We start from the raw sequence: 26046 nt of genomic DNA, 5'->3' as shown, positions 1-26046 counted from the left end.
TCATTCGACTAGTCATAATGAAGGACCAGACATACCAAATGTGATCCCTCGCGCGCGCTCGTATCCCCGCCACGCCTGCCCGCTTTATGTAGTGGTTTTCATGCACCTGCATGACGTAAGCAAAAGCCCGCCAGAACTGGTGGGCTTCGGCAAAAACGATCCTTGAGCGATCATGCGGATTCATGCGCTATAGCCATGCACTCGCTATCATCACTTTGAGTTAAATTTAATTCTTTCGTCCAAGAACGCTGTGAGGTCAGTTCTCTTGATGGGTTTACGGCCAGGGTAGGTCGAGATTTTTTCCATCACAAAATCTCTATTGGACTCAGTGGTCGAACTCTTATGGCTCTTGAGATAGTGGTCAACAAAATAACCAATTTCCCATTCTTCCGTGGTAGAAACATAGATACGATCAAGATGGCCTCGATAGTGTTTATTATCTTCATGTTTCCAGTCACTTTTTTTTAATTCCATTCCGAAAAATCCTTCTTTTGGTTGGTAAAAAGAGCAACCAGTTATGCCCTTAAAAGTTAATAGCCCAGTTACCGCTTCGTCTAAGGTACAACCACAAATTTCATGAAAACGTGATGGTCACACTGAAATTTTAAATATCAATTGATTATTAAAAAACTATCTATATTTCACACTTCCATTGATTTGCTGTATTCATGGCTACGGATCTTCGCCATCAGCTCGTCGGTCAGCTCAGACACCCACTGAATGGCCAGTCCCTTTTCTTCGTTACTACACTCACTCGTCGCGACAAGCTTGATAAAAAAATCAATACGCTGGAGCTTCACCGACTCCAAAAAATAATCTTGCATATCCCTCTCCTGGAACTTCGTCCTGACAAAATAAACCTTAATTACAACTGTATATAAAAACAGTATAACAGTAATTTCCGAATGTAAATCGATTTCTTAATAACGCCCAACCAATTCATTTTTAAGCATTTTCATGATCAATCAATAAAATCCGACCTATCACTCCAACTGCCGCCATTTGTCGTCTTCCTGCAACCGGTGATCGCGGTAAAAGACACGCAGCCCGGCTCCGGATGGAATGCTGCCGCCGCGCAGAAGCAAATCAATCTCCGGTTCACTGCCCGCAAATCCTCTGGACCACAGTTCTGCTACCAGTTGCAGCCGTTGGTGCTCAGTAATTTCCTGCCTGTACCCCTTTCGGCGTCGCGGCTTGACCTGCCGCAGCCTGGCATTCAGCTCGCGTAACGCCTTTTTGCTCATATTGTGGAAATCAGGCGGTGGATCAGCCTCCCCAATTTCCTCCGAACCATGCTCAAAATGGTTCATTTTTTCAGCAGGGGGACAGTTATTGCCACAAGTCCAAGGGGCGCAAGCGCCCTGGTCGGCTGTCGCCTCCTGCACGTCAACGGCCTTACGCACCATTTTCCATTTCATGGCGTGCGTGCAGATCCTGCCCTCTACAATCGGGGACCAGATGCCATAAACACGGATGCCGTGATCGCCATACGCGCCCGGCTCGTCATTCAGTTCGTAGGCTGTTCGGATGAGGTGATGTTTGCGGGGAATCAGCACGCCGCCCTGCTTCATGATGTAAGTGGCAAAACAGCCGGCATCGGCGGCAGCCAACACCGCATCCAGACGCGGGTTATCCAGCACCGGCGCGCCCGCTTTGCTGTCGCTCTGCACCCTCTCCACCTGACCTGCCAGCAAACGCAGCTCGCGGTATGCCTGGCGCCCAGGAATGCCAAAGAAACGGAATTGCTGAACGCGATGCAGTGACGCCCAGGCGCTGACATGTTCGGCGCTATCACGCAGTGATTTGCCGGTTTCCTTACTGATTTCTTTAGCCAGTCCGCGCCCGTCGATGTTCTTACTGATGTATTTGGCGATATAGCTGGTCGGCGTGCCTTTGCGCGGGTTGATAAGTTCTGACTTGAAACGCGGCCCGGTGTTATTTCCCAGCTCCGCACGATCTTCTCGAATGGCAAATTTACGCAGCAGCGCGGTGATGGAACGGCGATCTTTTTTGCGCATAAAGCACAGCATATGCCAGTGCACGGTGCCGTCATGGTGTGGTTCTGCAACACGGACGCCATACCAGCGCAGCGCGGTCTTATGCATTGCCTTGCGAAAAGCGGCGAATGTCGCCACCAGATAATCGCTGCTCTGGCGAACCGTGGCAGTGCTCCATTTCGGGTTTGGCCTGCCGTTGTTGAGAGTTGCGTGGAAGCGTGACGGACAAGTGATGGTGTAAAACACTGCGCAGTCTCCGCGCGTTTCTGCGATCAGCTCCATTCCTTTCACGCAGGCCATCATTTCATTACGGCGGTGCGTTGGGTTGCTGCTGCTCGCGTTTACTACGTCTTCCATATCCAGCGCGTCGCCGTCAGCATTGACCAGCTCGTGCGAGCGGAAAAACTCCAGCGCTCTGCGGCGTTGTTCGCGTTTGTGGATCACAGCCTCGAGGCTGACATAAGGCGAGGCTTTCCTGTTGACCAGGCAAACGGCACGTAGCTGCTCCTCCCGCCACTCACAGCGTATCTGCCACAATTTACGATACCACCAGTCCGCGCACAGCATCCGCGCCAGCGAGCCGGGGATCAGATCATAAGGCACTGGCTTGCGGCGTCGTTTCTTGCGGCGTAGCTGCTCAAATGCAGGCGGTATCACCTCCAGGCGCATGGCCTCTGCAGCAACTCGTTCCCACGACTTGCGGATCTGTTCAGGCTTAACGTTGTCGGTAACAAACAGCTCGGCGCAGACCGCATCGAGACACATGCTCATGTGCGCCGCAACCAGCGTAGAAAGGCGCTTGACCTGGTCCTGATTCATTTCAGGTAGGACCAGCAGCCCCGCCAGCCCTTCGCGACTTGCCATAAAGCGGAATGAAGCCGATACCTGGTTATCACGAACACGTTCCAGCCGCACAAGGCACGGACGGATTGTTTCGCGCAGATAGCGAGACCAGGCTTTCGGACGGCCCAGGCTATGGAAATATTTAATCCGCTCCAACAGAGGCTTACTGATATAGGGCGGCATGGCGTTAACGTCAGCCAAGATCACCAGATCAGCATTAAAGCGCTGCTGCTCGCGAACCATTTCGACATAACTGAGTAGCCTGCTCTGCCCGATTTCACGCAGTACCGGATCACGGCTCTCACTGGAAAAATAGCGTTGCCAGACCTCATCACTCAGCGCCTCGCGGCGCAGCTGCTCCTGCGCGTTATCAGCCGCGTACAAAGAGATCAGATTTGAAAGCGCAGACCCCGGCGCAACTTCCGCCGGGTCCAGATAGGGGTTAATCGCTTTTTTAGGGGCATTCCATGAATAGGCCCCGGGAGCTTTCTCAGAGCTACCGGGAATGTCGGTTGTAAAAAGCGTTGTGTGACGGCCTGAACAGATACCCGTCACTCACAGACTCCCGCATAGACACTGCTGCACACTGCACTGTCATTTATGCCTGCAAGCAGATCAAATTGCGCACCACCTCGTGTGGTTAACGCCCAGTCGCGATAAGTCTCAACTCCATAGGCATCTACGGTGATGGCTTCATTACGCCTTTCGGCTCGTCGAGGATCGTGAGTCGACGGGAAGAACGTTGAATTACCACGACGTGAGCATTCAGCAACCATCCTTTCCCATTCAGCGACACGGCGAATTTCTTCTGGCCAACGCTGGAAAATTTCCGCCAGTTCAGATTTACGGGCATGAATGCAGGGCATGCATCCGACACGGCTGCAGCCCTGTAAATAAAGCGGATTGGGTTTGATTCCATGGCGTTTAGCTATGGCGAACACGTCTTCGTGCTGCCAGTTGAGTATCGGGCGATATACATGAAGGCCTGGAGTGTTATCAGCATCTTCCTCCCAGTCCGGAAGCAATGCACGCGCTGGCGACTCCTGCGCCCTGACTCCCTGCCAACTGATAACTTCGTCATATTCATCTAATGCAGGAACAATAACCTGAGTACGGACAGGCTCATGTTTCAAATCAAATGTGCAAAAACGAGCCTTAGTTGACGGGAATCGCCCTTTCCACATGCATAAATCCAGAAACGGGTTGCCAGTTGGCTTAAGGATCTCAAGAGCACGTTTGACACGTACTGCCGCCTCATCTGGTGACATGCCACACTCTTCAACAAGTGACATAGGCCATTTTTCGGCAATAAACTTCCGCTTCCCTTCTATCTGCCGGGTGAAATCCGCTTTGACGCGGATGACCTTACCCAGTCGAGATTCCAGATAATCCAGATAGTCCATCGTCTGAGGATGCTCATGACCTGTATCAGCAAAGACAGAGATATGAGGAACATCGTTTTCAATGGCCCGTAACCACTGGGCAAGGCTGTCCTTGCCCCCTGAAATACTTATGCTGTTAATAGTGCTGACACCGAAGCAACGCGGATCGATGATGTTCATACCGCACGCCCGTTGTAGTGCTTACCTTTAAGCTCTGCGATTTCCTGGCAGGTAATGCAGCACTGCACGCCGGGAATGGCACGGCGACGAGCTGGCGGAATGGGAGCTTCACATTCAATACACAACAAGCGGGAAATACCCGTTGTCATGCGCCGGGCGGTATGAATATGTCGCTGGCGTTCTTCTTCAACGCGTTGTTGTACGAGGTCCATTGAGTCTGCCATTAATGGATCTCCCGCGCTTCGTTCTGAATCTTTACCGCTTCCTCACGCAGTAATTCAGCGGCTTCTGTGTTGTTAAGCTGGCGCGTTACAATACGCGCGGCAAGTGTCTCCAGCCTGGCAGCCATAACATCAGCGCGTCCCCTGCGTTCTTCTTTACGCGCTTCGATCAGCAGCAGGTTAAGGCCAGCATCATCGGGTCCAGTTTTGGTCGTGCGGGTTTCCTTGTTTCGCATAGTCGTTTCTCCTGAATTTGGGCAATAGCAATCCCGGCGGGTTTACGCCATTAATGACTGTTAGGGTTAATCCGGCATGGTTAGCCGTTTTGGAAATAAGCTCACCACTGCACGAAAATGATTCATTGCGCTAATCAGTTCCCGCTTTTCGTCAGTAGTCAGATTACTAACATTGGCACCGTGACGCTCCGCCGGAATTTTTGCCATAAAGAATATGGCTGCCAGTGCCCTCTCATTCTGAGCCTTATTTACGTCTCGCGGATCACGCATAACCTTTATGAACCGTTCAAGCTCCGCTTCAATATTCAGGCCGAACACTTTGGCTCTTAATTCCGCGATATGGTTTAACCCGTCGAGACGTTGACCTATATTGATTGGAACAGTTGCTACATCTCCCTCAATAGCCATAGCGCCCTCCTGGCCTCCTCCACTTAAATCAATTTGAAAATATGCCGGGATTTTTCAACACGCCCGGCGCGTGCCTTAGTGGTAGACTATTTGCGCCAACAATCATCTACCCCCTTAAGGAGAAATCTCATGTCAGACAATGACAAATTTCACGTACTGCCTCGCCCCGCGCCCGCGCCACAACCCCAGCCGGGGCAAGATAAAAAATAGGAACCGGCATGATTAAGCAAAGCTCCGAATATTTTCATTTAACTTACTGCTATTACCTTGAAGCAATGACAGCAACGTTTCATGGCAGAGCAGATAAGTTAATGACTGCTATCCAGCTTATTAGCGGTACTGCTGTATTCACCAAAACCGGACTGGAATGGATGTTCGCTTTGCCTGTTGTTGTTATTGCGACAATCCAGCTTGTGTGGCAACCCGCAATTATTTCCGAACGCGCACGTGTTCAGAGTCATCAATATGGCGAGTTGCTTTACGAGGGGGATGACCTTACCCCACAGCTGATCACACAGAAATTGAAAAGCTCGTATCACTCCGACTCCACACACTTTGGTTCTTTAGTAAACCCGGCATTTAAGCGAGCAGCCATTGCCTGCGGTCGGGTTGATGAAACCCAACTCACCTTTCAGGAAAAACTCTTTGCCTGGTTCGCGGGTGATCTGCCACGTTAATCCTGCAAGGTTCGTCGTTTATCTCTCCCTTGTTTTCCCCGGACAGCCTGCTGCCGGGGAACCACTTCAATAGATGGATGCCATTTTTTCCCGCCGGGTAAAAGTATCCAGCCGTGTCCGTAGTGCATTGCCGGACTTTGCCTGACAAGCAGTGATGCTAATGATGGCTCTTTTCTCAACATAGGCATCTCAGAGCAAACCGAACGACGCCCCAAGGCCGGTTACGGTATCCACCGCGCTTGCCATTGCAGGGTTGACGTGCAAGCGCGCCTGTAATGAAACAGCAGTGAGTGCCATCAGGCGCGTAACGGCGTTAACGCTGCTAATCACATCGCGACGGCCTGCCGTGGTTTTCACCTCACCGGATACCGCGCCGGCGGCGACACGCCCGATTTCAGCGGTCGCGCTCATGACGTAATGCGGCAATTTTTCCTTTGCCACTTCATTCACCGGAACACACGGCAGGCAATGGATCTGCGCCAGAAAACCATCGACCAGCGTTGAGTCCTCCGTGAGATCGGTAAGCAGCCAGATATCTGCTGCCGTGAGCTGGTGCGGCTGCATGGGGTTAAGTTTGTTGCGCAGCATCTGGACGTTCATTCCGGCACGCTTTGCCAGCTTCGCCATGTTATGGCTTAGAGCGAAAGCCCGGCAGGCGTCATTGAAATACGGTTGTTGTGAAACGCGATAGTCAAACATAGTCAGCTACTCCGCAAAGTCTCAGAATGGAACTAGTTGATAGTCACGTTGCAATCAGAAAGGGCATCAACCGTCATTGCCGCGATGTTAATCATCACTTTTTCACGCTTTTTGTCCTTGCGAAGACGATGGCGAATCAAGCGCCCATCAGCCAGCATGTCATTGATAGTCTCGATAGATAACCCAGTGAGTTCACTATATCTTTCGATAGTGACATGAGGGGTAATGAGAGTGATTGAAATGTTAGGTCTCATGATGCAACATCTCCTATTGGCTTGTGGTGAGCCGTGATATTCCGTGAGGCATTCACGTTAGAGAGAATTTATTCTCACAAAATGTGAGTGTCAACATTTATTCTCACATTTTGGGAGCGCTATGGATTTACGTCGAGGCGGGAAGACAGCCATTGACCGCATAATGAAGGCCTATGGATTTACGACAAAACAGGCACTTTGCGACAAGTTAGGCATTTCAAGCAGCACTCTCGCAAACCGCTATACAAGGGACTCGCTCCCGACTGATTTCATCGTACAGTGCGCTATTGAAACGGGTGCTTCTGTGGAGTGGCTGGCATTTGGTACTGAGAATAACCAACAAGTCTCTCCACCATCACAAGCAATAACAGAACAACATCATCAGGACGTAGCAGACAGCATTCACTCAATCGCCCAGAAGTCCCCAAATGAGATCAAAATAAATCTCAATCAGGGTGGGAAGGCTGCTATTGAACGATTGGTGGAGGCTTATGGTTTTACAACGCGGCAGGCTTTAGCCGATCATCTGGGTATTTCAAAAAGCACGCTGGCAAACCGCTATTTAAGGGATACCTTTCCAGCCGACTGGATAATCCAATGTGCACTTGAAACGGGTGCATCCCTAATTTGGTTAACAATAGGGAAAGGTCAGAAATTCGATAATCTAAGTAATAATGTCCGCCCTATTCATCGCAAACATATTGTCGATGGAGAACTTATTGACGCAAGCTTTTTTATGCTTGATACCAATCTATTTACTCAACCTTTGAACAGCCCGATTGCCATATCATTTGCAAACAAAACTTATATCGCTGACATGGCATTTTCCGAAATCGTGGATGGTGAATGGCTAGTTATAATAGAAGGCAAATCTAGCATAAGAAAAATAACTCGCATTCCTGTTGGCATGGTTAAAGTTACAAATTCCAGCTCTGATTTCGAATGTTCAATAGACGAAATTGAATTTATCGCAAGATGTCATAGCGTTGTAGTTAATAACATTTGAAAGGATTCATTATGAGTGAGACAGGAAGAGATATAGAAAGCGAAGAGAAAATAATTCGTGAAAACATGTTCGTGCTTGAAAGCAACGCACAATTGCTATCAAATGAAGAATATAATAATTTACGCCAACTGATTTTAAGAGGGAGAATCGAAGAGTTTAAATACTCTCTTTTTGATATAATCGCAAGAAATTCACCGGAAAAATTAATAAACGATGACATCACAGCAAAAAGAACTGGCTTGGGTAGTAACTACTTTAATTTCACAGATTTAGCAAAATCCCAAATTCAATCACTCACATCAAAATTAATAGAAAACGAGGAAAAACTCAAAACTCAAGAGAATATCAACTCAAAAATTAAAACTGAGTTAATTCAAAAGAACAGAGAGTTAGAACAGGTTATAATCAAAAGTACCAATCTTGAAACTTCTAATAAAGAACTTCAGAGCCTTGTACAACAAAAACGAATCGATGAGAAAATTCCCGGGTATGTAGACAATGTAAAAAGTGAGTTAAGCTCTGACGACGCTCATTTCATTTTAATGTCAAAAATATGGGCAGGCTCTGGTGCATTTTTTGGAATGTTAGCCGTACTAGCTTCATTTTATTCATTATATTTTAAAATTGATTTTAATGAAGCTAAAGGTTTTGAGCTATTTTATCTTTTCACACGTGGATTGATTGGTATATCAATACTGTCGTGGTTGTCTTACATCTGTTTGAGTAATTCAAAAAAATATACTCATGAATCTATTAGAAGAAAAGATCGCAGACATGCTCTTATGTTTGGTCAGGTTTTCCTTCAAATTTATGGTTCTACTGCAACTAAAGAAGATGCAATATTAGTATTTAAAGACTGGAATATGTCTGGTGACTCCGCATTCTCTGATCAGACGGATCAACCACCTGGGATATATGCTCTTTGGGATACAGCTAAAGAAAAACTCAAATCCTCAATTAACGAAAAGACAACCGAATGACTTAACTCTGTATGATATGTGCCAAATTACACATTGACCACTGTTCAAATACACAGTTAAATTTAGCCCTCAGATATGAGGGCTTTTTTATGACAGTACGGAAACTGGATACCGGGAAATGGATTTGTGAATGTTACCCCGCCGGGCGCAACGGGCGTCGTGTGCGTAAGCAGTTCGCCACTAAAGGGGAGGCATTAGCCTTTGAACGTCATACGATGGATGAGGCGGACATTAAGCCCTGGCTTGGCGAATCGCTAGATCACCGGACACTCGAAGACGTTGTTGAACTCTGGTTCAAACTGCACGGTAAATCACTGACGGCTGGCGAGCACGTTTATGACAAGCTGGTCCTGATGGTCGATGCCCTCGGAAATCCTCTCGCTACCGATCTCAGTTCCAAAATGTTCGCGCACTACCGCGACAAACGTCTCACCGGCGAAATCTACTTTAGCGAGAAATGGAAGAAAGGAGCCAGCCCGGTAACCATCAACCTTGAGCAGAGCTATTTAAGCGGTGTTTTCAGTGAGCTTGCACGCCTCGGTGAATGGACCGCACCGAACCCGCTGGAGAATATGCGTAAGTTCACCATCGCAGAAAAAGAGATGGCCTGGCTGACGCATGAACAAATCACGGAACTCTTATACGACTGCAACCGTCAGAGCGCCCTTCTCGCTCTGGTTGTCAAAATTTGCCTAAGTACCGGTGCACGCTGGCGCGAAGCGGTGAATCTCACCCGTTCGCAGGTCACTAAATACCGCATCACCTTTGTCAGAACCAAAGGCAAAAAGAACCGCAGCATTCCGATCAGCAAGGAGCTATATGAAGAAATCATTGCGCTGGACGGCTTCAAGTTCTTCACCGATTGCTACTTTCAGTTTTTGGCAGTGATGGAGAAAACATCGATTGTGCTTCCTCGGGGGCAGCTAACCCACGTGCTGCGCCACACATTTGCAGCACACTTTATGATGTCCGGCGGTAACATCCTTGCTCTGCAAAAAATACTGGGGCACCACGACATAAAAATGACGATGCGCTATGCTCATCTGGCTCCAGAACATCTAGAAACAGCATTACGTTTCAATCCCCTTGCTACTATGGAAACCTCGTAATAGAGAAAATCGTGCTTATCCCTACTCATCGTGATTTAGCACGTTTCAATCTCGATTTATGTCACCACATATGCCACTATAAGTTTACTTGGTATTCAAAGCTCCTTCGTGGTCAATTGTAGTGCACGAAATTGACTCTATAGACACCAAGTTGAGGGGAATAAAAATGATAAATATCAACCAATTATGTGATTACATTATCACAAAAATCTCGGCTTCAGGCGAAACTATGTCTAATTTGAAGCTACAAAAATTGGCGTATTACGCAGATGCTTGGTATCTGGCTTTTTTCGATGAGAAATTAGTGGATGAAGGGTTCCAGGCATGGATTCATGGTCCAGTCAGCCGCTCACTGTATAACCGATTTGCTTCGACAAAATCTCTTTATTCAGACATTACGAGTGCCGATTGCACCCCTGGGTTCGAGCTTTCAGATGTTCCCGCCGCTGCTGCAGCTCATATTGATAGCGTTCTTGAAGTTTACGGCGCATTTTCCGGTGCTCAACTTGAAGATATGACTCATAAAGAAGAACCGTGGATCAAGGCACGTGAGGGTTACAGGCCATCCGAACGTTGTGAAGAGATCATTGATCGCAACATTACGCGAGATTATTACCGTAGCCGGTTGAACTCATAACGATGAATAAGGATTTCCGTCCGATCCTGGGGACAACCCAACCGACGGCTGCACAGACTCCTAAAACGCCCTCTGCACCTGAAAAAAAGTGGGCGTTCTCCTTCCGCTACTGGCGGCAAATCGATAATTTTGGTCTTGACCGGACAGGAGCAAACTGGTTTGTTTCCTTAATGGAAAAATTATCAGAACTCTCACAAAGGGATATTAAAGGTTTCATTACTAATAGTGCAGATAAAGACGCCTGGCGCTATCATCCTATTAACTGGAGCCAAACAAATATTCCAATTCAACGTCGAGATTTAAACTGGATCGACTCAGATTACCTTAATAACAATGAAGAATATCCATTACTTCAATTTCAAATATCCAAGGCATTAGGTCGCGTTGTCGGTTTTTGGGATGAGCAGCAGATATTTAACATTGTGCTTTTGGATCCACTTCACAATATTCAGCCAACAAAGTCTCACAATTATCGTGTTGATTATTGTGCACCACTTGAAACCCCTTATTCGCTATTGCTCAGCAGAGTAGATGAAATCAAACGTACTTGCCGTTGCTCTGACCCTGCATGTAGTTTCAAACAGCGTATTAAGCATTTTGAAGAAATTCCAGTTCAGACTAACACACTCATACACTATGTTAGCGATATGGAATGGACGGAAACGCAACAATACATGACTGATGGCTTGATCACAGATCCTACGGAAGTTTTCTCTTGGGGATTAAGTGCTCTCAAGGAACAATTAAAGTAAGGTATCTGCCAAATGGCGACAAAGTGGCGGCAGAGGTTGGCATTACCCCTTAGTTGCCCCTCCTCATCACAAATCTAATTCATTGATTTTTATGCAAGTCGGTGTTTTTGAAAACCCATTTACATAAATGGGTTTTTTGTTGTCTGAGAACAACCGACACCCGTTGTCATGGCGCCAAAATGGCAGTACATCAGGCATGCTCAGTTAATGTTATTCGCAAGCAGCATAAAACGGTTTTTTGTTGTCCCCAAACCATGCCATGCACTTTTTCGCTGACGCCGGGATTTTCAATGTCGTTGTTTTATCTGTCCCCTTATACCGACAAACAAGGTACATAGCCGTGTGCTGTGCCTTCACATTTTCCTGAGAGGGTTTTAGCGTCCAGACCATGTTGTCGTCTGTATCAGGCATCAAGTCGACCCGTTTTTCTGGCTCACCTTCAAAAACGCTGCCCCTGTTCATTCGATATATTTTTCCGCCGTCCTTTAAGACCTCAGGACAGGTTATTTTTTCAGCGTATACGACTGTAGAAAATAGCGAGATAGCAGCGACTAAAAGTCGTGTCTTACGCCACAACATAATCATTTTCTCCAGAACTTTTAGCTCGTATCCGCATTGCGTTTCGTTGCATCCGTTTAAACTCTCATTGCGTATGAAAACGGAGGCAAGGAATGACTCCGTTATCCAGGGCGCTAAAAAGGCTGCTGATTGCAAAATTTCTATTCACAATCACCGTGATCGTGATTGTTAGCACTCTCAAACCACACTGTGCATTTTTTCGCGGTCACAGGCACTTTTACCGTAATGGTCTTGTCCGTTCCTTTATAATGGCAAACGAGAAACATAGAAGTATTGTGCGCTTTTGCATAATCCTGTGAGTCCTTAAGTGTCCATACCATCTCGTCATCGGTATCAGGTAACAAAGATGCGCGCTCGGACGGGGGGCCCACAAAAACATCGGCGTAATACATTCTGTAATTCTTAGCATTAATGGTTAAAACATCAGGGCAACTTACTTTTTCTGCAAACACAGACCCCGAGAAAAGCATAATAGCGCCACTTAACAGTACTGCTCTATTCCACAACATTCCCATTTTCTTCAGCGCGTTAAGCCCCATTTTTTGAACGACATTTATCGTTCCAGAATTTACGAAGAGAGCGAGGAAAGTTGCCCTCGGTAATCATCCTGCCGGGGGCATGTATTGCTAATAAGGTATTATTCGCAAGAGGCTGCATATTTCCCGTTGCTAAACCATGCCGAGCATTTTTTTGCAGTAACGGGCACTTGCAATGTGACTGTTTTATCCGTCCCTTTATACCGACAAACCAGATAGAGAGGCATGTTCATCTCTTTTGCGTAGTCTTGATAATCTTTCAGCGTCCATACCATATCGTCCAGAGTATCGGGCATCAACCTACCCTGTTTTACCGGCAACCCCTGGAAAAGTTCCACTTCACTCATAGCGTATGACTTATTGTTAATTTCCAGAGATTCCGGGCATGTTGTTTTTACAGTAGATGCAGCCATCGCAAAAGGTGTAAAAAGCAGCATACCAACGCTTAATATCAGTGGCTTACTCAACGACATAATAATTCACTCCATTATTTTCAGCGCGAGTTGCGTGCCGGAAAAAAATTGTGCGTGGGCTAACAGGCGAAGGAACTGGAATACGTGCTCCCGTCTTATTGTCAAAGCCATGCCCTACCCACTGATCCAGTACCTGTATACCGGTTGAGTCTTGTCCCATATATATGGCCGCGTGAGAGCGTCCATCAGTATGATTGCCATACTGCCCATTATCATCAAACGTCGCTATCGCTGTTCCCGGAGCGATATTCATATTCCCTTTCACCAGAGCACCGCGCTTCCAGTTTGCTGTTCGAGGCATATTGGCTGCTTTTTGTGTAAACGCCACACACTGACCGCTACCAACAGATTGCCCAATATATGCTCGTGGTGTTGCTGCTATGTACGCCATTCCCTGCTGATCTCCATATGGTTTATCGGGTGATATTGTGTGGTGCACTGAAAGATAAGCAAGCGGGGAATGAATACGTTTTATTGATTAAGATAATTCTTAGAACCCATTTTTACTTAGCGTAAATCAATGACATATAACCCTACCTTTTCTGGCAGGGTATACGTTATGTTGGCGGGACGTTATGGTGATATTTTCGCAACCCGTCTGGTGTCGATATCGCCATGAAAATTGATGGGTTCATGCGACCCGGTGCCCGTTTTTTTCTTCTACAAAGGTGCCGGTTCTCCTCGGGTCATCGCATTTGAAAAAGCGCTCTCCCTCGACGAGACCGAAATGAAAAATTACTACGAAAAAACCTGGCCGCACGCATTCCGTGAAATGGGCTAATTCACTTAGCCCATTTGCTATTTAACGGGCCAGCAGTGCAATCAACGCGAGCAGCGCCGGAAGCGCCTGCACATACAGTATTTTACGGCTGGCGGTCACCGCACCGAAAATCCCGGCAACCAGCACGCAGAGCAGAAAAAAGAAGAGAACCGGAACGCCACTGGCACCCAGCCATAATCCCCACAGTAACCCCGCGGCCAGAAAGCCATTGTACAGCCCCTGGTTCGCGGCGAGTACGCGGGTCTCGCGGGCAAAATCGGCACTGAGATTAAAAGCCTTGCGACCTGTATTCGTGTTCCATAAAAACATTTCGAGAACAAGAATATAGAGATGTATCACAGCAACAACAGCGACAAGAAAAGTGGCTAACACGGGACATCCTGTTGAATGGGAACACGTGAAGTGGAGTATAGATAATTACGCGAGGCATAACCCGTTCTCAGATAATGAATACCTCGCGAGAGCGGAAAAAGAGAGGTAAAAGCAACCGCTCATCCGGTTGCTTTTATTGTGCACAGCGAGTCAGAGATTACCGTTTTTACCGGCTGCGGCGGTGTTATTCCCCTTTACCGGCGCGCCTAAGGTCTGTTTAAACCACGCCACGACCGTGTCAATCACCGCAGGCTGGAACCAGCTAATATCGCCGTGCTCGGCCCCATCGACGAGGATGTATTTCACCTTATCGTTTTTATCTTTTAGCGCGTTATAAAGCTGCGCGCTCTGAAGTGGCGACACTAACGTATCGGCGCTGCCATGCATGATCAGGAATGGCGGTTCGTGACCGCTAATATGCCCCATCGGGCTGGCATTCAGCGCTTTTTGTTTGTCGCTGTCGATGGTCGCGCCGGGGAAATTACGGAATGCCGCGCCATTCACCAGCAGGGCTTCGGTCACCGCCGGGGAGCGATGCACCTGCTGAATATTTTCCGGGAACCCTTCGCCGATATTCAGCAAGTTTGAAATGCCATATAACGTCGCAACCGACTGTACCGTTGACGCTTGCTCAATATTATCGCCTTTATCAAACGCCTTATCTGCGTTGGTGACGCCCAACATCTGCGCCATCCAGCCACCCGCTGAGTCGCCCAGCACGCCAATGCGTTCCGGGTCGATGTTGTACTCTTTAGCATGCGCGCGCAGGTAACGCACCGCGGCTTTACCATCTTCCACCGGCGCAGGGAAGGTATTCGGCACCACGCGGTATTCCGCCGCAGCGACCACAAACCCCGCTTGCGCCAGCGCCAGCCGCATTTCAATAAACTTGTCATAATCTGCGCTGGTGAAACCACCGCCCGGGAAATAGACCACTGCAGGCTTCAGGTCGCTGGTGCGGGGCACCAACAGCGACATTTTTAACTGGCGAATCGCACGCACATCGCGGATTTGGGAGTAAACCACATTACTGATTAAATCCACCTGCCCGCGTGATTTTTCGACCTTAATCACCTCCGCGCCTGGGGTATTGCCTGGCAACGCCTGCGTGGCTGAAAATGCTGAACCTGAGATGCCTGCCATCAGCAGCAAACCCGCCATGTTGAATCGTCCTCGCCTCATTGAGATCTCCATTCTGTTTGTCGCCCGAAAAGCCAGCGGCTTACGCAATGTTTGTCAGCAGGGAGAGTACTCTGGCTCTTTTTTTAGCGTCAAACCCAATAACTGAATGAAATTCATCTAAATTTTGAATGCGTCCCGCCCAGTGTGCGCAGGCTCACATTAAAACGGCAGGCGGAACCAGATAGCCCACAGGACATAAACCCCACCCACAAGAAAAAACAGCCGATAGCCCCAGACGATGGCAGGCTCCTGCCGGAGGTAGAATTTCAGCGGGTTACGGTGCAGGTTGGCTGCGTTATAGGTTTTATGGAAATGGGTCATCTGCTGTGCGCCTTTGCCAGTCAGGGCGATCATAAAGCTCGACATCACAATCAACACCAGCGCCATATAGCTTTTCAGCGCCAGCGCAATGCCTTCACGCAGCCACAGACTATCCTCATGGCGCAATATCACCACACCGCGTTTTTTTAGCTCAATGGCGGCAATACTCAGCACCAGGTGCACCACAATCAGCAAACCAAAATGCTTTGCATTGGTACTAAAGGGCTTTTTTAAAGTAATACCAAAGATCCAGGCGAAAAACGCCGCCGATGACAACATCCACATGATGATATTCACGATCGTTCCCTGCTCGCTTTTTTCTCTTTTTTACGCCGCTCACGAAGCGGGCATCTGAAAAAGGGCCTTCCGGCCCTTGTTCGCGTGATCCTGCTATTACTGACTCAGAAAGCGGAAATTTTTCTCATCCGTTCCTTTATCTTTGCACAACAGCATCCGGTTAAGCGACCTGGTGCTCAGGCGGAAATCTTTCCCGCTAAACAGCAGCCCCTGGCCCTGTGTTCCACATTGCATCGTGGCGGAAACATTCCAGGTTTTAAGCTCATCCGCTGACAACGGGTTACCCAGAATAATAAACGCCGCCTTAATATGCTGTTTTGGATAAGCATAATGCAGGGGTTCCGCTTCTCCACGGCGCAAAAAATAGCAAGGCGGCGTCAAATCCAGCGCGTGCGTCTGTTTTGCCCTCCCCTGGGAAGCGATCGCCAACTGGCATTTGCCCTGTGCCTGCCCTAACGCCAGTTCATGGCCCTGCCAGGCAACGCTGTCTGTCGCGGCAGACTCCGCGTAACTCAGGCTGCTCACCAGCAACAGCGCTGCCGCGCCACAGGCGTAATGGATCATCTTAGTCATAGCAACTCCCAAAACCAGACCTCTTTCCCTAAGGCAAAATAATCAGGACTTCCGCCTTTCATTAACATCTTACTGCCATCCCAGACATCAATATGATCGGTTGATCCCCAACCATCCTGAATGAACACGATCCCTTTTTTACCGGCATAGTCCGACTGGGTAACGGATTTTTTCTTCACCGCTTTTCCCACCAGATCATGTCGTCCCAGTAACCAGGTGGCAAGTTCCTGCGCGCGCAGCACATGTTTAGGGCTATGACCAAACCCCGGATAACATTTTGCGCCATGATAAATGCTGAGGTTAACGCCCGACTTCTCCAGCGCAACGCCCATTCTGATGGCGCACTGGTTGACGAAAGAGCTGTCACAGGGGCTTTCCGGATAGGGATGGTTATCCCAGAGTTGGCTGAACGATAGCATCATAGTTGTCCTTTTATTGACGGTTCCCGGAGGTTTACTGCACCATGCTGTTGATCATTTTTGCCCCCAAAGAATAGGCGGCATCGCCAAAACTGGCGAGATTTTATTCACCACTATGATTGATTTTCGTGACAATTCTCTATGTTATAAACAGGTAACCAATAGCAGAGGGAAAAATAAGATAATGCTGATTTATAACGTTTTTGGCCGTTATCTGGGGGTAAAACGCGTGGCGGAAAGCTGGCAGGTGTTCCGGGTAGACCGGAATGAAGGCAAGCACTCCCGGCTGTATAACATCATCATTCCTGATGAATTAAGCGAAGCGGAGATCTCCGGCTGGCTGGGGGATATTTTCCATGAAGCGGCCAGCGAGCAACATCCCGATGTCACCCGCGTTGAATAAGGCCTGCCGGAGAACAAGCCGTCTCACGAACCGGCAATGCGCCCGATCATTGAACGGATCTGCTCCCGGCTCAGGGGCGCGCGGTCAATCACAAAGTGCAACGTCATGCCTTCGATGAACGCATCCAGCGCGCGGGCGGTGACCGGGTCGAACCAGTGCTCCAGCGTAGTCTGGCTGGCACGCATCCAGTTTTGCATCACGCTTTTTAGCGTCGGCTGGCGGTTCATAAACGCATAGAGTTGGTACATCAGCTCCATATTGTGCGCGGTGGTCACCTGCGCGCCGTAAATCAATTCCGTGACCGCATCGCAGGCCCGTGCCGGGCTGTCAACGCCAGCGAAAAATGCCTGATACTGCGCAGACATCTGCTGCGTAAAGCGGGTAAACGCCTCTTCAAGCAGCGCATCGATACCGGCGAAATAATAGGTCATCGAACCCAGCGGCACGTCTGCACAGCTGGCTATTTTCCGGTGCGTGACGGCCTGGATACCGTGCTCGGCAATCGTCTCCAGCGTCGCATCAAGAATGCGTTCACGCCGCTGTGGATCATTGGGTCGTCGGGCCATAAGTCCTCTCACTGATTTATGTACAAATGTACACTTACTTGCTACTGTTGTCGCACCTTTTTACTGCCCGATGTGACGCTATGACTGCAAATGGATCCCGCAAAGCCCTGAGAAATCGCTTATGGGCGCTGTTCACCTTCTTCTTTATTCCCGGCTTATTGATGGCCTCCTGGGCAACGCGTACCCCGGCCATCCGCGACATTCTCTCCGTTTCCACCGCCGAAATGGGCGTGGTGCTGTTCGGTCTGTCGATCGGTTCGATGAGCGGCATTCTCTCTTCCGCCTGGCTGGTCAAGCGTTTTGGCGCACGCAACGTGATCCGCGCCAGCATGTCGTTTTCCGTCCTTGGCATGTTGATCCTCAGTCTGGCGTTGTGGTTCGCATCGCCACTGCTGTTTGCCGCCGGACTGGCAGTATTTGGCGGCAGCATGGGTGCAGGCGAAGTGGCAATGAACATTGAAGGTGCGGTGGTCGAGCGGGAGATGAACAAGACCGTACTGCCGATGATGCACGGCTTTTACAGCCTTGGCACGCTGGTTGGTGCGGGTATCGGCATGACGTTAACCGCACTCGGCCTTGCGGCGAATGTGCATATCCTGCTGGCAGGTCTGGCGGCGATTGTGCCGATTATGCTGGCGATTGCCGCTATTCCCGATGGCACCGGGCGGGACTCTGAGGAAAACAGCGCGCACGGGAAAAAAGGTCTGCCGTTCTGGCGGGATACCCAACTGCTGCTGATTGGCGTGGTGGTGCTGGCGATGGCCTTTGCCGAAGGCTCCGCCAATGACTGGTTGCCGCTATTAATGGTGGACGGTCACGGCTTTAGCCCGACCTCAGGGTCGTTAATCTACGCAGGTTTTACCCTCGGCATGACGGTCGGGCGCTTTACCGGTGGCTGGTTTATCGACCGCTACAGCCGCGTGGCGGTTGTCCGCGCCAGCGCCATGATGGGCGCGCTGGGCATTGGTCTGATTATCTTTGTTGATAGCGCCTGGGTGGCAGGTGTGTCGGTGATCCTCTGGGGACTGGGCGCGTCGCTCGGCTTCCCGCTAACCATTTCCGCCGCCAGCGACACCGGCCCGGATGCGCCAACCCGTGTCAGCGTGGTCGCAACCACGGGCTATCTGGCGTTTCTCGTCGGCCCGCCGTTGTTAGGCTTCCTGGGTGAGCATTACGGTCTGCGCAGCGCCATGCTGGTGGTACTCAGCCTGGTGCTGGTTGCGGCACTGGTTGCCCGCGCCGTAGCCAAACCGGCGCCAGACACACAGGCCGAAATCTGCTGACGAGGATGCGGCATTCGCCCGAGCGGATGCCGTATCGCTTACCCTTCCAGTGAATTCCCCACCCGCTTATCGCGCAGGAACACCACCATCAGACCCAACCACAGCAGACCATTCACCAGGTTGAAGAGACTGAACAGGCCATTGCCCCCCATCAGCCACGCGTGCTTGCTGACCTCAATGCCCACGGTAAAGATGAGCATTTGCAGCATGCCCATTGCCGCTGAAACCGTACCTTTACTCATCTCGCTGGCGAACAACGTCAGACGCACCAGCCCGGCGTTCGCCAGCCCGATGCCAAAGGCATACAGGCTTAACCCGGCGGTCATCCATAAATACGCATGCGAGGAGGCGAGCGTCGCCACCGCAGCCAGCATCAGCCCGGCGACAATCGGCCAGCCGCCCATCATAATCAGCGCCCGTACGGTGCGGCGGGACGTGAGCCGCGCCAGCAGCAGATTACCGACAATCAGTGCGCCAAAAATTGGCACCTGCAATAGCCCATATTCATAACTGCTCAATTGTTCGCCGCTGATAATAATAATTGGCGACTGCGCTATCCACGCCAGTAAAGGCAGGCTGACAAAGCCGGTCGCCAGCGCGCCAGCCACGAAGCGCAGGTTTTTCATCACTTCGGCGTAATCGCGCCACAGCGCTTTGAGCGACAGTTTCTCACCCAGCCGGGTGGCGGTTTCCGGCATCGCGCGTTGCAAACCGACGAAGGCGAACGCCGCCAGTACCGCAAACAGCACAAACATCCCTTCCCACGGTGCCGCATGTACCCATGCCGCACCAACCAGCGGTCCAAGCAACGGCGCAATCAGCGCCACATTCGCCATCAGCGCGGTGATCTTGATGCACACCGCCTCGGAAAACGACTCCTGAATCGCCGCATAACCGACAGCGCCGATAAAACAGAGGCTAATCCCCTGTAAAAAACGCAGCAGCGTAAACTGTTCAATATCCTGCGCCAGCAACGTTGCCAGGCAGGTCACAATAAACCACACCACGCCGGTCAGCATCACCGGGCGGCGGCCAATACGGTCCGACAATGGCCCCAGCAACCACTGTAAAAACATCCCACCCGCCAGATAGGCGGTCATCGACGTCGGCACCCATTCGATCCCCGCGTTGTACTGCTCCACCACCGACAACATGCCGGGTTGGATCATATCGTTGGCGATATACGTCGAGAATTCGTAAAGCACCAGACAGAGCGGAAATAACAGTGCCTGTCGGCCCAGGCGTTGGCCTAAAAGGGAGTGGTTTTGCATGCGGTCTCTTCATCCTGTGAAAAATCGCGCCGAGTGTAATCAAAGCCATTGCACGGCGGTAGAGAATTCTCGGTCGCCCGTTAAATAAAGCACATTTTCACCCGTTTAAGGTTCGCTTAAGTCCGATGGCGTAAGGTAATTCTGTTAACGGTTTCTCCAGGATTCGTCTAACTCTCAGACGAGTAAGACAAAACCCCTTTACCGTCCAGCGCGCCGCTTTTAAGGTGAGCGCTTTCGCCTAAATTTGGATAGCTTAATCAAAGAGTAACGAGAGTATGTTAGAGAGCCTGAATTACACGCTGTTTTACTGGATTAACGCCACCCCCGACTCACCGCACGGACTGATTGCTTTTGCCGGGTTTGCCGCCAGCGATCTGATCAGTATCGTTCCGTTGCTGGCAGCGGGTCTCTGGTTGTGGGGGCCGCGCAGTCAGGTCACTGCACAGCGCCAACTGGTGATTAAAGTGGCGATGGCGATCCTCGTCAGTCTCTGCTTCTCTGCGTTGCTGGGACACTTCTTCCCGCACGATCGCCCATTTGCCGATCGCGTAGGTTATAACTTCCTGCATCACGCGCCGGACAGCTCCTTCCCGAGCGACCACGGCACCGTGATCTTCACCTTTGCTGTCGCTTTCCTGGCCTGGCACCGGGTGTGGTCCGGTGCGTTGCTGATGGTTATCGGTCTGACCATCGCCTGGTCGCGGGTTTACCTTGGCGTGCACTGGCCGCTGGATATGCTCGGCGCGCTGCTGGTTGGCATCGGCGGCTGCCTGACGGCGCAGATCCTGTGGCAGGCTTTTGGTCCGGTCATCTACCGCAGCGTTCAGCAGCTTTATCGCCTGTGCTTTGCCATGCCTATCCGCCGCGGCTGGGTGCGTGACTAAGCCACACGGCAAAGGTAAGATGAACGCCCTGCTCAATGCGGGGCTTTCTTTTATTCAGGGGAAATATGGAAACAAGACGTGACGAACGGATTGGCCAGCTACTGGCGGCGCTGAAACGCAGCGATAAGCTGCATCTGAAAGAAGCGGCGGCGCTGCTGGGCGTATCCGAAATGACCATTCGCCGCGATCTCAGCGCCAATAGCGCACCGGTGGTGCTGTTGGGCGGCTATATTGTGCTGGAGCCACGCAGCGCCAGCCACTATCTGCTCAGCGATCAAAAAACCCGACTGGTGGAAGAGAAACGCCGTGCGGCGGAGCTGGCTGCAAGCCTGTTGCAGCCCCATCAGATGGCGTTTTTCGACTGCGGCACCACCACGCCGTGGATCATCGAAGCCATTCACCACGATCTGCCGTTTACCGGCGTCTGCTACTCCCTGAATACCTTCCTGGCGCTACAGGAAAAACCGCTGTGCCGCGCAATCCTTTGCGGCGGTGAGTTTCACGCCAGCAACGCCATTTTTAAGCCGCTGAACTTCAACGAAACACTGAGCAGCCTGCGCCCGGATATCGCCTTTTATTCGGCGGCAGGCGTGCATGCACAACAGGGCGCGACCTGCTTTAACCTGGAAGAGTTGCCGGTAAAACACTGGGCGATGTCGCATGCCCAGCTTCATGTGCTGGTCGTGGATCACAGCAAATTTGGTAAGGTGCGCCAGGCCAGCATGGGGCCACTTAGCCAGTTTGACGTGCTGGTGAGCGATTGCCGACCGGATGAGAGCCTGGTCAGCGCAGCCAAAGCGCACCAGATCAAGCTGATGTACTGACCGTGCCCGCCGGGGCACGGTCAGTTACCGTCAGGAGAACCAGCCGCCGAACAACTGATGGAGTTTCAGCAGAACGAAATCCCACATCCGGCCAATAAAACCGGCCTCGCCGACCGCTTCCATCACCACCAGCGGACGCTGCTCAATGGTTTTGCCATTCAACTGGAAGTCGATGGTGCCAACGACCTGCCCTTTCGCCAGCGGTGCTTCAAGCTGCGGCTGTGTGAGCGTGTAAGTCGCTTTCAAATCTTTTAGCTGCCCTTTCGGCAACGTCACCGCACCGGAGTCCCCGGCCCCCAGCTTCGCCTCGCTGCTATCGCCAAACCACACGCGCTGGTTAACAAAGGCGGCGTCCGGTTTGATGGGCGACACCGTTTCAAAGAAGCGGAAGCCCCAGGTCAGCAGTTTTTCCGACTCATTAAAGCGAATGCGGTCCGTTTTCGCGCCCAGCACCACGGAGATCAGCCGCATATCGCCCTGCGTGGCGGAGGCCACCAGGTTGTAACCCGCCCCGTCGGTGGTCCCGGTTTTCATCCCGTCGACATTCAAACTGGTGCTCCACAACAGCCGGTTGCGGTTGGGCTGGTGGATTTTATTGAAGGTAAAATCCTTCTCTTTGTGGATGGCGTACTCATCCGGCACATCGCGGATCAACGCCTTACCCAGCAGCGCCATATCACGCGCGGTGCTGAACTGCCCCGGCGCATCCAGCCCGTGGACGGTTTTAAAGGTGGTGTTGGTCAGACCCAGCTTTTGCGAGTAGCTGTTCATCAGGCTGACAAACGAGTCCTGGCTACCGGCAACATAATCGGCAATGGCGATGCTGGCATCATTGCCGGACTGGATAATCACGCCTTTATTGAGATCGGCGACCGAGACCTGATCGCCCGGTTTAAGGAACATCAGCGAGGAGCCACGCAGCACCGGGTTACCGGTAGCCCAGGCGTCTTTGCCGACGGTGACCGTATCGGTGAGATGAATTTTCCCGGCTTTCAGCGCCTGGCCAACCACATAGCTGGTCATCAGTTTGGTCAGGCTGGCGGGATCGAGTTTCTCGTCGGCGTTACCTTCCGCCAGCACTTTGCCGCTGGCGTAATCCATCAGGATCCATGCTCTGGCGTCTACCGGCGGCGCACCCGGCGTTTGTTCAGCCGCATACAGTGAAGGAGTGAAAAGAACCAACAGCGCAGAGCCTGCAGCCAGGCCGCGAAGGGATAAAGAGAAATGCGTCATATAGGCCACCCGAGTATCCATTCAAAAAACGTCACAATGCCGTGCCGTAACAAACCGTGAGTAATAGCGCACAAACGAAGTGAAAAAAACCATCAATGGGTAAAGTTTTTCAAGTTTACGCAATAACACCGCGTTGCGCCCCGTTGACGCAATCTTTTTCACAGCCGTTGCCAGAACGTTAACTTTATCTCACCATTAGGGCACACAACGATTCACTTGCAAAGGGTGGGAAATGATAACGCTATGGGGCAGGAATAATTCGACCAACGTCAAAAAAGTACGTTGGATGCTGGAAGAACTGGAGTTGCCGTACGAGCATATTCTGGCGGGCGGGCAGTATGGGCTCAACCACGATGCCGCTTACCTGGCGATGAATCCAAACGGCCTGGTGCCGCTGCTGCGCGACGACGAAACCAACGCGGTGCTGTGGGAGTCGAACACCATTCTGCGTTATCTGGCCGCGCAGTACGGGCAACGCCGCCTGTGGGTTGAAGAACCCGCTCTGCGGGCGCAGGGTGATAAGTGGATGGACTGGGCATTGAGCACGCTGGCACCCAAACATGGCCCGCTGCTGATGGGCTTAGTGCGCACGCCGCCAGAACAGCGCGACCACGCCGCAATCGACGCGGCGAAACAGGCGCTGGATGGGATGTTCGCCCTGCTGGACGATGTGCTGGCCAAACAGCCGTGGCTCTCCGGCGACGCCTTCGGTTGCGGCGATATCGCCGTCGGGCCGTTTATTTACAACCTGTACAATATTCCCGGTCTGAACTGGGCCCCGCACGCGCATTTGCAGCGCTGGTACGCGCAACTGTGCGAACGTCCGGGGTTCCGAAATACGGTGATGATCCCGGTCACCTGATGCAGACCCGTTGAATCAATACCGCCGGGTGGCATGAACGCCCGGCAAATTCCTCTACGGTGTCGTTGCCGGGCTGACTTTCCACAGTTCGCCATCCGACTCATCCGTTAACACATAGAGATAGCCGTCGGGACCAACGCGTACATCGCGGATGCGCTGATCGCGATCGCCGAGAATGCGGCCATCCTCGCGAACCTTGTCGCCATTAACGCTCATCACGATGACATTTTTCTCTTTCAGCGCACCAATAAACAGTTTGTGTTGCCACTGCGGGAACTGTGCCGCGTTGTAGAACGCCATGCCGCTAATGGCCGGTGATTTTTCCCAGTAGAAAATCGGCTGTTCGGTACCGTCAACGACTCCCCCCTTCGCTTCGGGGATCTTCAGCCCGCTGTAATTAATGCCCCAGGTAGCAACAGGCCAGCCGTAATTTTTGCCCTTTTGCGGAATGTTAATCTCATCGCCGCCGCGCGGCCCGTGCTCATTCAGCCATAGCGCCTCACTCCACGGGTTCATCGCCATCCCCTGCGGGTTACGGATGCCATAAGACCAGATTTCCGCGCGCGCGCCCGGCTTGCCCACAAACGGATTGTCGTTCGGGACCTGCCCCTGATCCGTCAGCCGCACCAGTTTGCCCTGCAACTTATCCAGCTCCTGCGCGGTTATACGCTGGTTATTCTCCCCCAGCGCCACCCATAAATACCCTTTGCCATCGAACACCAGCCGTCCGCCGAAGTGGTTACCGGTAGACAGTTTCGGCTGCTGGCGGAACACAGTGCGGAAATCCTCAAGTTGCCGTAAATCCTCGCTGAGCCGTCCATAACCAACCGCCGTCCCCGCTTTACCATCCTGACCCGCTTCAGCATAACTGAGCCATACCCGGCGCGATTGTGCGAAATCCGGTGCCAACGCCACATCCAGCAATCCCCCCTGCCCATGCGCCCACACGTTCGGCACTCCATTAATCGGGTCAGATAATCCTTTCCCTTCCTGCCAGTGGCGTAATTGCCCTCCTCGTAAGGTGATCAACATGCCCTGCTTCTCTGGCAAGAAGGCCAACGACCACGGGTGATCGAGTTTGGTTTGCAGCACGGTCACGTTGACTGCGGCGGGCGCAGCAAACAGCGCAGAGGTAAAAAAGAGTAATAACAGCGGGATATGGCGCATACGGCGCTCCTGTCTTCATCCATTAGCCTGGATAAAGGTTAGCCAGCATGCTGTTTCGGGGGGTGATTTTTACAAAAACTTAAGGAGGTGGAAGGCGTGGAAAAGCAGAACATCACGTGAACGATCATCCATCAACAAGAAGGGGGGAAATTTCCCCCCATTCTCTGATCTCAGGCTTCCTCCAACGGTGCACGCTCACTCAAATACTGAACGCAATAGCTGAGGACATTCAAAGAACGTTCGAGTTTGTCGGCATTCACCGTGATGTAGGTAGGGCAATCCTGCCGTCCACTCATCAAACAGACTGCCGCCGAGGAGAGGGCCTCCTCCGCACGATAAAGGGCGCCGCGGGCATCGCGGTCCGGCATCTGGCTGAGCCGTTCCCCTTTATCGCGAATCTCCAGTGCAAGTGCAAAGAAACGTTCACGTAGACGATCGGTTTCACTAACCGACATATACCCCTTTGCTTTCAACAACTGGATATAGCCGGCAAGGTCGCTTCTGCAAGTCACCAACTTCGTAAGAAGACGTCGTGCCATTTCGTCAACGGTCATACTGGTTCCTCCCTTGTCAGCCAATGGGCAAACCATCATATGAGCATTTTTTGTGCAAAAGTATGCGTGATGTCAATATTTGAAC

36 protein-coding genes are annotated in these 26046 nt (G+C 51.2%); 12 read left to right on the top strand and 24 right to left on the bottom strand.

Going from position 1 to position 26046, the window contains the following annotated elements:
- Positions 1–210: 210 nt before the first annotated feature.
- From ACQ3G7_RS17360 to ACQ3G7_RS17330, 7 genes are all read right to left on the bottom strand, one after another.
- Positions 211–474: a hypothetical protein gene (locus ACQ3G7_RS17360; protein ID WP_430890729.1), complete on the bottom strand. Its 264-nt coding sequence runs from the start codon at positions 472–474 to the stop codon at positions 211–213.
- A gap of 167 nt (positions 475–641) precedes the next feature.
- Complete coding sequence (locus ACQ3G7_RS17355; protein WP_430890728.1) at positions 642–824, bottom strand: hypothetical protein; 183 nt, start codon at positions 822–824, stop codon at positions 642–644.
- A 159-nt stretch (positions 825–983) separates the two neighbouring features.
- A complete protein-coding gene (locus ACQ3G7_RS17350) occupies positions 984–3347 on the bottom strand; it encodes a replication endonuclease (protein WP_430891004.1) in 2364 nt (787 codons plus the stop codon).
- A gap of 44 nt (positions 3348–3391) precedes the next feature.
- A complete protein-coding gene (locus ACQ3G7_RS17345; RefSeq protein WP_430890727.1) occupies positions 3392–4402 on the bottom strand; it encodes a phosphoadenosine phosphosulfate reductase domain-containing protein in 1011 nt (336 codons plus the stop codon).
- Positions 4399–4626, bottom strand: coding sequence for a TraR/DksA family transcriptional regulator (locus tag ACQ3G7_RS17340; protein ID WP_430890726.1), 228 nt, complete (start codon positions 4624–4626; stop codon positions 4399–4401). The genes ACQ3G7_RS17345 and ACQ3G7_RS17340 overlap by 4 nt, the downstream gene beginning before the upstream one ends.
- Positions 4626–4859, bottom strand: coding sequence for a DUF2732 family protein (locus ACQ3G7_RS17335; RefSeq protein ID WP_430890725.1), 234 nt, complete (start codon positions 4857–4859; stop codon positions 4626–4628). The genes ACQ3G7_RS17340 and ACQ3G7_RS17335 overlap by 1 nt, the downstream gene beginning before the upstream one ends.
- Positions 4860–4925: 66 nt before the next feature.
- A complete protein-coding gene (locus tag ACQ3G7_RS17330; protein WP_430890724.1) occupies positions 4926–5267 on the bottom strand; it encodes a DUF5347 family protein in 342 nt (113 codons plus the stop codon).
- A gap of 218 nt (positions 5268–5485) precedes the next feature.
- Here ACQ3G7_RS17330 and ACQ3G7_RS17325 point away from each other — a divergent pair, with 218 nt between their 5' ends.
- Positions 5486–5944 carry a hypothetical protein gene (locus tag ACQ3G7_RS17325; RefSeq protein WP_430890723.1) on the top strand — a complete coding sequence of 153 codons (459 nt, stop codon included), beginning with the start codon at positions 5486–5488 and terminating at the stop codon, positions 5942–5944.
- Here ACQ3G7_RS17325 and ACQ3G7_RS17320 read toward each other — a convergent pair.
- Genes ACQ3G7_RS17320 through ACQ3G7_RS17310 form a run of 3 tightly spaced genes read right to left on the bottom strand, consistent with a single transcriptional unit; the run spans position 5941 to position 6897 of the window.
- Complete coding sequence (locus ACQ3G7_RS17320; protein WP_430890722.1) at positions 5941–6126, bottom strand: phage filamentation protein Fil family protein; 186 nt, start codon at positions 6124–6126, stop codon at positions 5941–5943. The genes ACQ3G7_RS17325 and ACQ3G7_RS17320 overlap by 4 nt on opposite strands.
- Positions 6127–6133: 7 nt before the next feature.
- Positions 6134–6643: a phage regulatory CII family protein gene (locus ACQ3G7_RS17315; protein WP_430890721.1), complete on the bottom strand. Its 510-nt coding sequence runs from the start codon at positions 6641–6643 to the stop codon at positions 6134–6136.
- A 32-nt stretch (positions 6644–6675) separates the two neighbouring features.
- Complete coding sequence (locus ACQ3G7_RS17310) at positions 6676–6897, bottom strand: regulator (RefSeq protein WP_430890720.1); 222 nt, start codon at positions 6895–6897, stop codon at positions 6676–6678.
- Between the two features lie 121 nt (positions 6898–7018).
- Here ACQ3G7_RS17310 and ACQ3G7_RS17305 point away from each other — a divergent pair, with 121 nt between their 5' ends.
- The 5 genes from ACQ3G7_RS17305 (at position 7019) to ACQ3G7_RS17285 (ending at position 11381) form a co-directional block, all read left to right on the top strand.
- On the top strand, positions 7019–7903 hold the full coding sequence (locus ACQ3G7_RS17305) for a phage repressor protein CI (RefSeq protein WP_430890719.1): 885 nt from the start codon (positions 7019–7021) through the stop codon (positions 7901–7903).
- Between the two features lie 11 nt (positions 7904–7914).
- The gene (locus tag ACQ3G7_RS17300; protein ID WP_430890718.1) at positions 7915–8883 is read left to right on the top strand and encodes a hypothetical protein; all 969 of its coding nucleotides are present in this window, start codon (positions 7915–7917) and stop codon (positions 8881–8883) included.
- An 89-nt stretch (positions 8884–8972) separates the two neighbouring features.
- The gene (locus ACQ3G7_RS17295; RefSeq protein WP_430890717.1) at positions 8973–9992 is read left to right on the top strand and encodes a phage integrase; all 1020 of its coding nucleotides are present in this window, start codon (positions 8973–8975) and stop codon (positions 9990–9992) included.
- Between the two features lie 166 nt (positions 9993–10158).
- A complete protein-coding gene (locus ACQ3G7_RS17290; protein ID WP_430890716.1) occupies positions 10159–10629 on the top strand; it encodes a Panacea domain-containing protein in 471 nt (156 codons plus the stop codon).
- A gap of 2 nt (positions 10630–10631) precedes the next feature.
- Positions 10632–11381, top strand: coding sequence for a hypothetical protein (locus ACQ3G7_RS17285; protein WP_430890715.1), 750 nt, complete (start codon positions 10632–10634; stop codon positions 11379–11381).
- Positions 11382–11591: 210 nt separating this feature from the next.
- Here the strand turns inward: ACQ3G7_RS17285 and ACQ3G7_RS17280 are convergent, their stop codons facing one another.
- The 4 genes from ACQ3G7_RS17280 to ACQ3G7_RS17265 form a co-directional block, all read right to left on the bottom strand.
- The gene (locus ACQ3G7_RS17280; RefSeq protein ID WP_430890714.1) at positions 11592–11960 is read right to left on the bottom strand and encodes an STY0301 family protein; all 369 of its coding nucleotides are present in this window, start codon (positions 11958–11960) and stop codon (positions 11592–11594) included.
- A 140-nt stretch (positions 11961–12100) separates the two neighbouring features.
- A complete protein-coding gene (locus ACQ3G7_RS17275; RefSeq protein WP_430890713.1) occupies positions 12101–12469 on the bottom strand; it encodes an STY0301 family protein in 369 nt (122 codons plus the stop codon).
- Positions 12470–12597: 128 nt separating this feature from the next.
- A complete protein-coding gene (locus ACQ3G7_RS17270) occupies positions 12598–12969 on the bottom strand; it encodes an STY0301 family protein (protein WP_430890712.1) in 372 nt (123 codons plus the stop codon).
- On the bottom strand, positions 12956–13360 hold the full coding sequence (locus tag ACQ3G7_RS17265) for a BPSL0067 family protein (protein WP_430890711.1): 405 nt from the start codon (positions 13358–13360) through the stop codon (positions 12956–12958). The genes ACQ3G7_RS17270 and ACQ3G7_RS17265 overlap by 14 nt, the downstream gene beginning before the upstream one ends.
- Before the next feature lie 234 nt (positions 13361–13594).
- Here ACQ3G7_RS17265 and ACQ3G7_RS17260 point away from each other — a divergent pair, with 234 nt between their 5' ends.
- Positions 13595–13750, top strand: coding sequence for a hypothetical protein (locus tag ACQ3G7_RS17260; RefSeq protein ID WP_430890710.1), 156 nt, complete (start codon positions 13595–13597; stop codon positions 13748–13750).
- A 21-nt stretch (positions 13751–13771) separates the two neighbouring features.
- Here ACQ3G7_RS17260 and ACQ3G7_RS17255 read toward each other — a convergent pair whose 3' ends face one another.
- The 5 genes from ACQ3G7_RS17255 to ACQ3G7_RS17235 form a co-directional block, all read right to left on the bottom strand.
- Positions 13772–14122: a DUF1304 domain-containing protein gene (locus tag ACQ3G7_RS17255; RefSeq protein WP_430890709.1), complete on the bottom strand. Its 351-nt coding sequence runs from the start codon at positions 14120–14122 to the stop codon at positions 13772–13774.
- Positions 14123–14272: 150 nt separating this feature from the next.
- Positions 14273–15304: an alpha/beta hydrolase fold domain-containing protein gene (locus tag ACQ3G7_RS17250; protein WP_430890708.1), complete on the bottom strand. Its 1032-nt coding sequence runs from the start codon at positions 15302–15304 to the stop codon at positions 14273–14275.
- A gap of 159 nt (positions 15305–15463) precedes the next feature.
- Positions 15464–15922 carry a hypothetical protein gene (locus ACQ3G7_RS17245; RefSeq protein ID WP_430890707.1) on the bottom strand — a complete coding sequence of 153 codons (459 nt, stop codon included), beginning with the start codon at positions 15920–15922 and terminating at the stop codon, positions 15464–15466.
- A gap of 96 nt (positions 15923–16018) precedes the next feature.
- Complete coding sequence (locus tag ACQ3G7_RS17240) at positions 16019–16495, bottom strand: hypothetical protein (protein ID WP_430890706.1); 477 nt, start codon at positions 16493–16495, stop codon at positions 16019–16021.
- Entirely contained in the window at positions 16492–16917 is a 426-nt protein-coding gene (locus tag ACQ3G7_RS17235; RefSeq protein ID WP_263097360.1) for a type VI secretion system amidase effector protein Tae4, read from the bottom strand. The genes ACQ3G7_RS17240 and ACQ3G7_RS17235 overlap by 4 nt, the downstream gene beginning before the upstream one ends.
- Before the next feature lie 181 nt (positions 16918–17098).
- On the opposite strand from ACQ3G7_RS17235, the gene ACQ3G7_RS17230 reads away from it, so the two are divergent.
- Entirely contained in the window at positions 17099–17317 is a 219-nt protein-coding gene (locus tag ACQ3G7_RS17230) for a DUF7661 family protein (RefSeq protein WP_430890705.1), read from the top strand.
- A gap of 23 nt (positions 17318–17340) precedes the next feature.
- Here ACQ3G7_RS17230 and ACQ3G7_RS17225 read toward each other — a convergent pair whose 3' ends face one another.
- Positions 17341–17883, bottom strand: a complete 543-nt coding sequence (locus ACQ3G7_RS17225) for a TetR/AcrR family transcriptional regulator (RefSeq protein WP_430890704.1) — start codon at positions 17881–17883, stop codon at positions 17341–17343.
- Between the two features lie 80 nt (positions 17884–17963).
- Between ACQ3G7_RS17225 and ACQ3G7_RS17220 the strand changes: the two genes are divergently transcribed.
- Complete coding sequence (locus tag ACQ3G7_RS17220) at positions 17964–19166, top strand: MFS transporter (RefSeq protein WP_430890703.1); 1203 nt, start codon at positions 17964–17966, stop codon at positions 19164–19166.
- Positions 19167–19204: 38 nt separating this feature from the next.
- Here ACQ3G7_RS17220 and ACQ3G7_RS17215 read toward each other — a convergent pair whose 3' ends face one another.
- Positions 19205–20437, bottom strand: coding sequence for an MFS transporter (locus tag ACQ3G7_RS17215; RefSeq protein ID WP_430890702.1), 1233 nt, complete (start codon positions 20435–20437; stop codon positions 19205–19207).
- 275 nt (positions 20438–20712) lie between these two features.
- Between ACQ3G7_RS17215 and ybjG the strand changes: the two genes are divergently transcribed.
- Together ybjG and deoR are read left to right on the top strand one after the other, a co-directional pair.
- Positions 20713–21321: an undecaprenyl-diphosphate phosphatase gene (ybjG, locus tag ACQ3G7_RS17210; protein WP_430890701.1), complete on the top strand. Its 609-nt coding sequence runs from the start codon at positions 20713–20715 to the stop codon at positions 21319–21321.
- Positions 21322–21386: 65 nt separating this feature from the next.
- The gene (gene deoR, locus ACQ3G7_RS17205; protein WP_430890700.1) at positions 21387–22145 is read left to right on the top strand and encodes a DNA-binding transcriptional repressor DeoR; all 759 of its coding nucleotides are present in this window, start codon (positions 21387–21389) and stop codon (positions 22143–22145) included.
- Between the two features lie 30 nt (positions 22146–22175).
- Here the strand turns inward: deoR and dacC are convergent, their stop codons facing one another.
- Positions 22176–23378: a serine-type D-Ala-D-Ala carboxypeptidase gene (gene dacC / locus ACQ3G7_RS17200; protein ID WP_430890699.1), complete on the bottom strand. Its 1203-nt coding sequence runs from the start codon at positions 23376–23378 to the stop codon at positions 22176–22178.
- A 232-nt stretch (positions 23379–23610) separates the two neighbouring features.
- Here dacC and ACQ3G7_RS17195 point away from each other — a divergent pair, with 232 nt between their 5' ends.
- Entirely contained in the window at positions 23611–24240 is a 630-nt protein-coding gene (locus tag ACQ3G7_RS17195) for a glutathione S-transferase family protein (RefSeq protein ID WP_430890698.1), read from the top strand.
- Between the two features lie 54 nt (positions 24241–24294).
- Here ACQ3G7_RS17195 and ACQ3G7_RS17190 read toward each other — a convergent pair whose 3' ends face one another.
- The gene (locus tag ACQ3G7_RS17190; protein WP_430890697.1) at positions 24295–25407 is read right to left on the bottom strand and encodes a PQQ-dependent sugar dehydrogenase; all 1113 of its coding nucleotides are present in this window, start codon (positions 25405–25407) and stop codon (positions 24295–24297) included.
- 170 nt (positions 25408–25577) lie between these two features.
- Positions 25578–25961 carry a biofilm formation regulator BssR gene (locus tag ACQ3G7_RS17185; RefSeq protein ID WP_061494611.1) on the bottom strand — a complete coding sequence of 128 codons (384 nt, stop codon included), beginning with the start codon at positions 25959–25961 and terminating at the stop codon, positions 25578–25580.
- Positions 25962–26046 lie beyond the last annotated feature (85 nt).

This window comes from Kosakonia sp. N21 (assembly GCF_050587465.1).
Lineage (GTDB): Bacteria > Pseudomonadota > Gammaproteobacteria > Enterobacterales > Enterobacteriaceae.
This window is presented reverse-complemented; position numbering and strand designations above follow the sequence as displayed.

Excerpts from the sequence above, each read along its gene's own strand:
- ACQ3G7_RS17215 (WP_430890702.1), bottom strand. The coding sequence starts at position 20,437 with ATGCAAAACCACTCCCTTTTAGGCCAACGCCTGGGCCGACAGGCACTG.
- ACQ3G7_RS17225 (WP_430890704.1), bottom strand. The coding sequence starts at position 17,883 with ATGGCCCGACGACCCAATGATCCACAGCGGCGTGAACGCATTCTTGAT.
- ACQ3G7_RS17355 (WP_430890728.1), bottom strand. The coding sequence starts at position 824 with ATGCAAGATTATTTTTTGGAGTCGGTGAAGCTCCAGCGTATTGATTTT.
- ACQ3G7_RS17320 (WP_430890722.1), bottom strand. The coding sequence starts at position 6,126 with ATGTTGAGAAAAGAGCCATCATTAGCATCACTGCTTGTCAGGCAAAGT.
- ACQ3G7_RS17345 (WP_430890727.1), bottom strand. The coding sequence starts at position 4,402 with ATGAACATCATCGATCCGCGTTGCTTCGGTGTCAGCACTATTAACAGC.
- ACQ3G7_RS17295 (WP_430890717.1), top strand. The coding sequence starts at position 8,973 with ATGACAGTACGGAAACTGGATACCGGGAAATGGATTTGTGAATGTTAC.
- ACQ3G7_RS17290 (WP_430890716.1), top strand. The coding sequence starts at position 10,159 with ATGATAAATATCAACCAATTATGTGATTACATTATCACAAAAATCTCG.
- ACQ3G7_RS17240 (WP_430890706.1), bottom strand. The coding sequence starts at position 16,495 with ATGACTAAGATGATCCATTACGCCTGTGGCGCGGCAGCGCTGTTGCTG.
- ACQ3G7_RS17310 (WP_430890720.1), bottom strand. The coding sequence starts at position 6,897 with ATGAGACCTAACATTTCAATCACTCTCATTACCCCTCATGTCACTATC.
- ACQ3G7_RS17300 (WP_430890718.1), top strand. The coding sequence starts at position 7,915 with ATGAGTGAGACAGGAAGAGATATAGAAAGCGAAGAGAAAATAATTCGT.
- ACQ3G7_RS17250 (WP_430890708.1), bottom strand. The coding sequence starts at position 15,304 with ATGAGGCGAGGACGATTCAACATGGCGGGTTTGCTGCTGATGGCAGGC.
- ACQ3G7_RS17190 (WP_430890697.1), bottom strand. The coding sequence starts at position 25,407 with ATGCGCCATATCCCGCTGTTATTACTCTTTTTTACCTCTGCGCTGTTT.
- ACQ3G7_RS17315 (WP_430890721.1), bottom strand. The coding sequence starts at position 6,643 with ATGTTTGACTATCGCGTTTCACAACAACCGTATTTCAATGACGCCTGC.
- ybjG (WP_430890701.1), top strand. The coding sequence starts at position 20,713 with ATGTTAGAGAGCCTGAATTACACGCTGTTTTACTGGATTAACGCCACC.
- dacC (WP_430890699.1), bottom strand. The coding sequence starts at position 23,378 with ATGACGCATTTCTCTTTATCCCTTCGCGGCCTGGCTGCAGGCTCTGCG.
- ACQ3G7_RS17325 (WP_430890723.1), top strand. The coding sequence starts at position 5,486 with ATGATTAAGCAAAGCTCCGAATATTTTCATTTAACTTACTGCTATTAC.
- ACQ3G7_RS17280 (WP_430890714.1), bottom strand. The coding sequence starts at position 11,960 with ATGTTGTGGCGTAAGACACGACTTTTAGTCGCTGCTATCTCGCTATTT.
- ACQ3G7_RS17265 (WP_430890711.1), bottom strand. The coding sequence starts at position 13,360 with ATGGCGTACATAGCAGCAACACCACGAGCATATATTGGGCAATCTGTT.
- ACQ3G7_RS17185 (WP_061494611.1), bottom strand. The coding sequence starts at position 25,961 with ATGACCGTTGACGAAATGGCACGACGTCTTCTTACGAAGTTGGTGACT.
- ACQ3G7_RS17195 (WP_430890698.1), top strand. The coding sequence starts at position 23,611 with ATGATAACGCTATGGGGCAGGAATAATTCGACCAACGTCAAAAAAGTA.
- ACQ3G7_RS17275 (WP_430890713.1), bottom strand. The coding sequence starts at position 12,469 with ATGTTGTGGAATAGAGCAGTACTGTTAAGTGGCGCTATTATGCTTTTC.
- ACQ3G7_RS17235 (WP_263097360.1), bottom strand. The coding sequence starts at position 16,917 with ATGATGCTATCGTTCAGCCAACTCTGGGATAACCATCCCTATCCGGAA.
- ACQ3G7_RS17285 (WP_430890715.1), top strand. The coding sequence starts at position 10,632 with ATGAATAAGGATTTCCGTCCGATCCTGGGGACAACCCAACCGACGGCT.
- ACQ3G7_RS17220 (WP_430890703.1), top strand. The coding sequence starts at position 17,964 with ATGACTGCAAATGGATCCCGCAAAGCCCTGAGAAATCGCTTATGGGCG.
- ACQ3G7_RS17360 (WP_430890729.1), bottom strand. The coding sequence starts at position 474 with ATGGAATTAAAAAAAAGTGACTGGAAACATGAAGATAATAAACACTAT.
- ACQ3G7_RS17230 (WP_430890705.1), top strand. The coding sequence starts at position 17,099 with ATGCTGATTTATAACGTTTTTGGCCGTTATCTGGGGGTAAAACGCGTG.
- ACQ3G7_RS17270 (WP_430890712.1), bottom strand. The coding sequence starts at position 12,969 with ATGTCGTTGAGTAAGCCACTGATATTAAGCGTTGGTATGCTGCTTTTT.
- ACQ3G7_RS17340 (WP_430890726.1), bottom strand. The coding sequence starts at position 4,626 with ATGGCAGACTCAATGGACCTCGTACAACAACGCGTTGAAGAAGAACGC.
- ACQ3G7_RS17335 (WP_430890725.1), bottom strand. The coding sequence starts at position 4,859 with ATGCGAAACAAGGAAACCCGCACGACCAAAACTGGACCCGATGATGCT.
- ACQ3G7_RS17305 (WP_430890719.1), top strand. The coding sequence starts at position 7,019 with ATGGATTTACGTCGAGGCGGGAAGACAGCCATTGACCGCATAATGAAG.
- ACQ3G7_RS17260 (WP_430890710.1), top strand. The coding sequence starts at position 13,595 with ATGGGTTCATGCGACCCGGTGCCCGTTTTTTTCTTCTACAAAGGTGCC.
- deoR (WP_430890700.1), top strand. The coding sequence starts at position 21,387 with ATGGAAACAAGACGTGACGAACGGATTGGCCAGCTACTGGCGGCGCTG.
- ACQ3G7_RS17330 (WP_430890724.1), bottom strand. The coding sequence starts at position 5,267 with ATGGCTATTGAGGGAGATGTAGCAACTGTTCCAATCAATATAGGTCAA.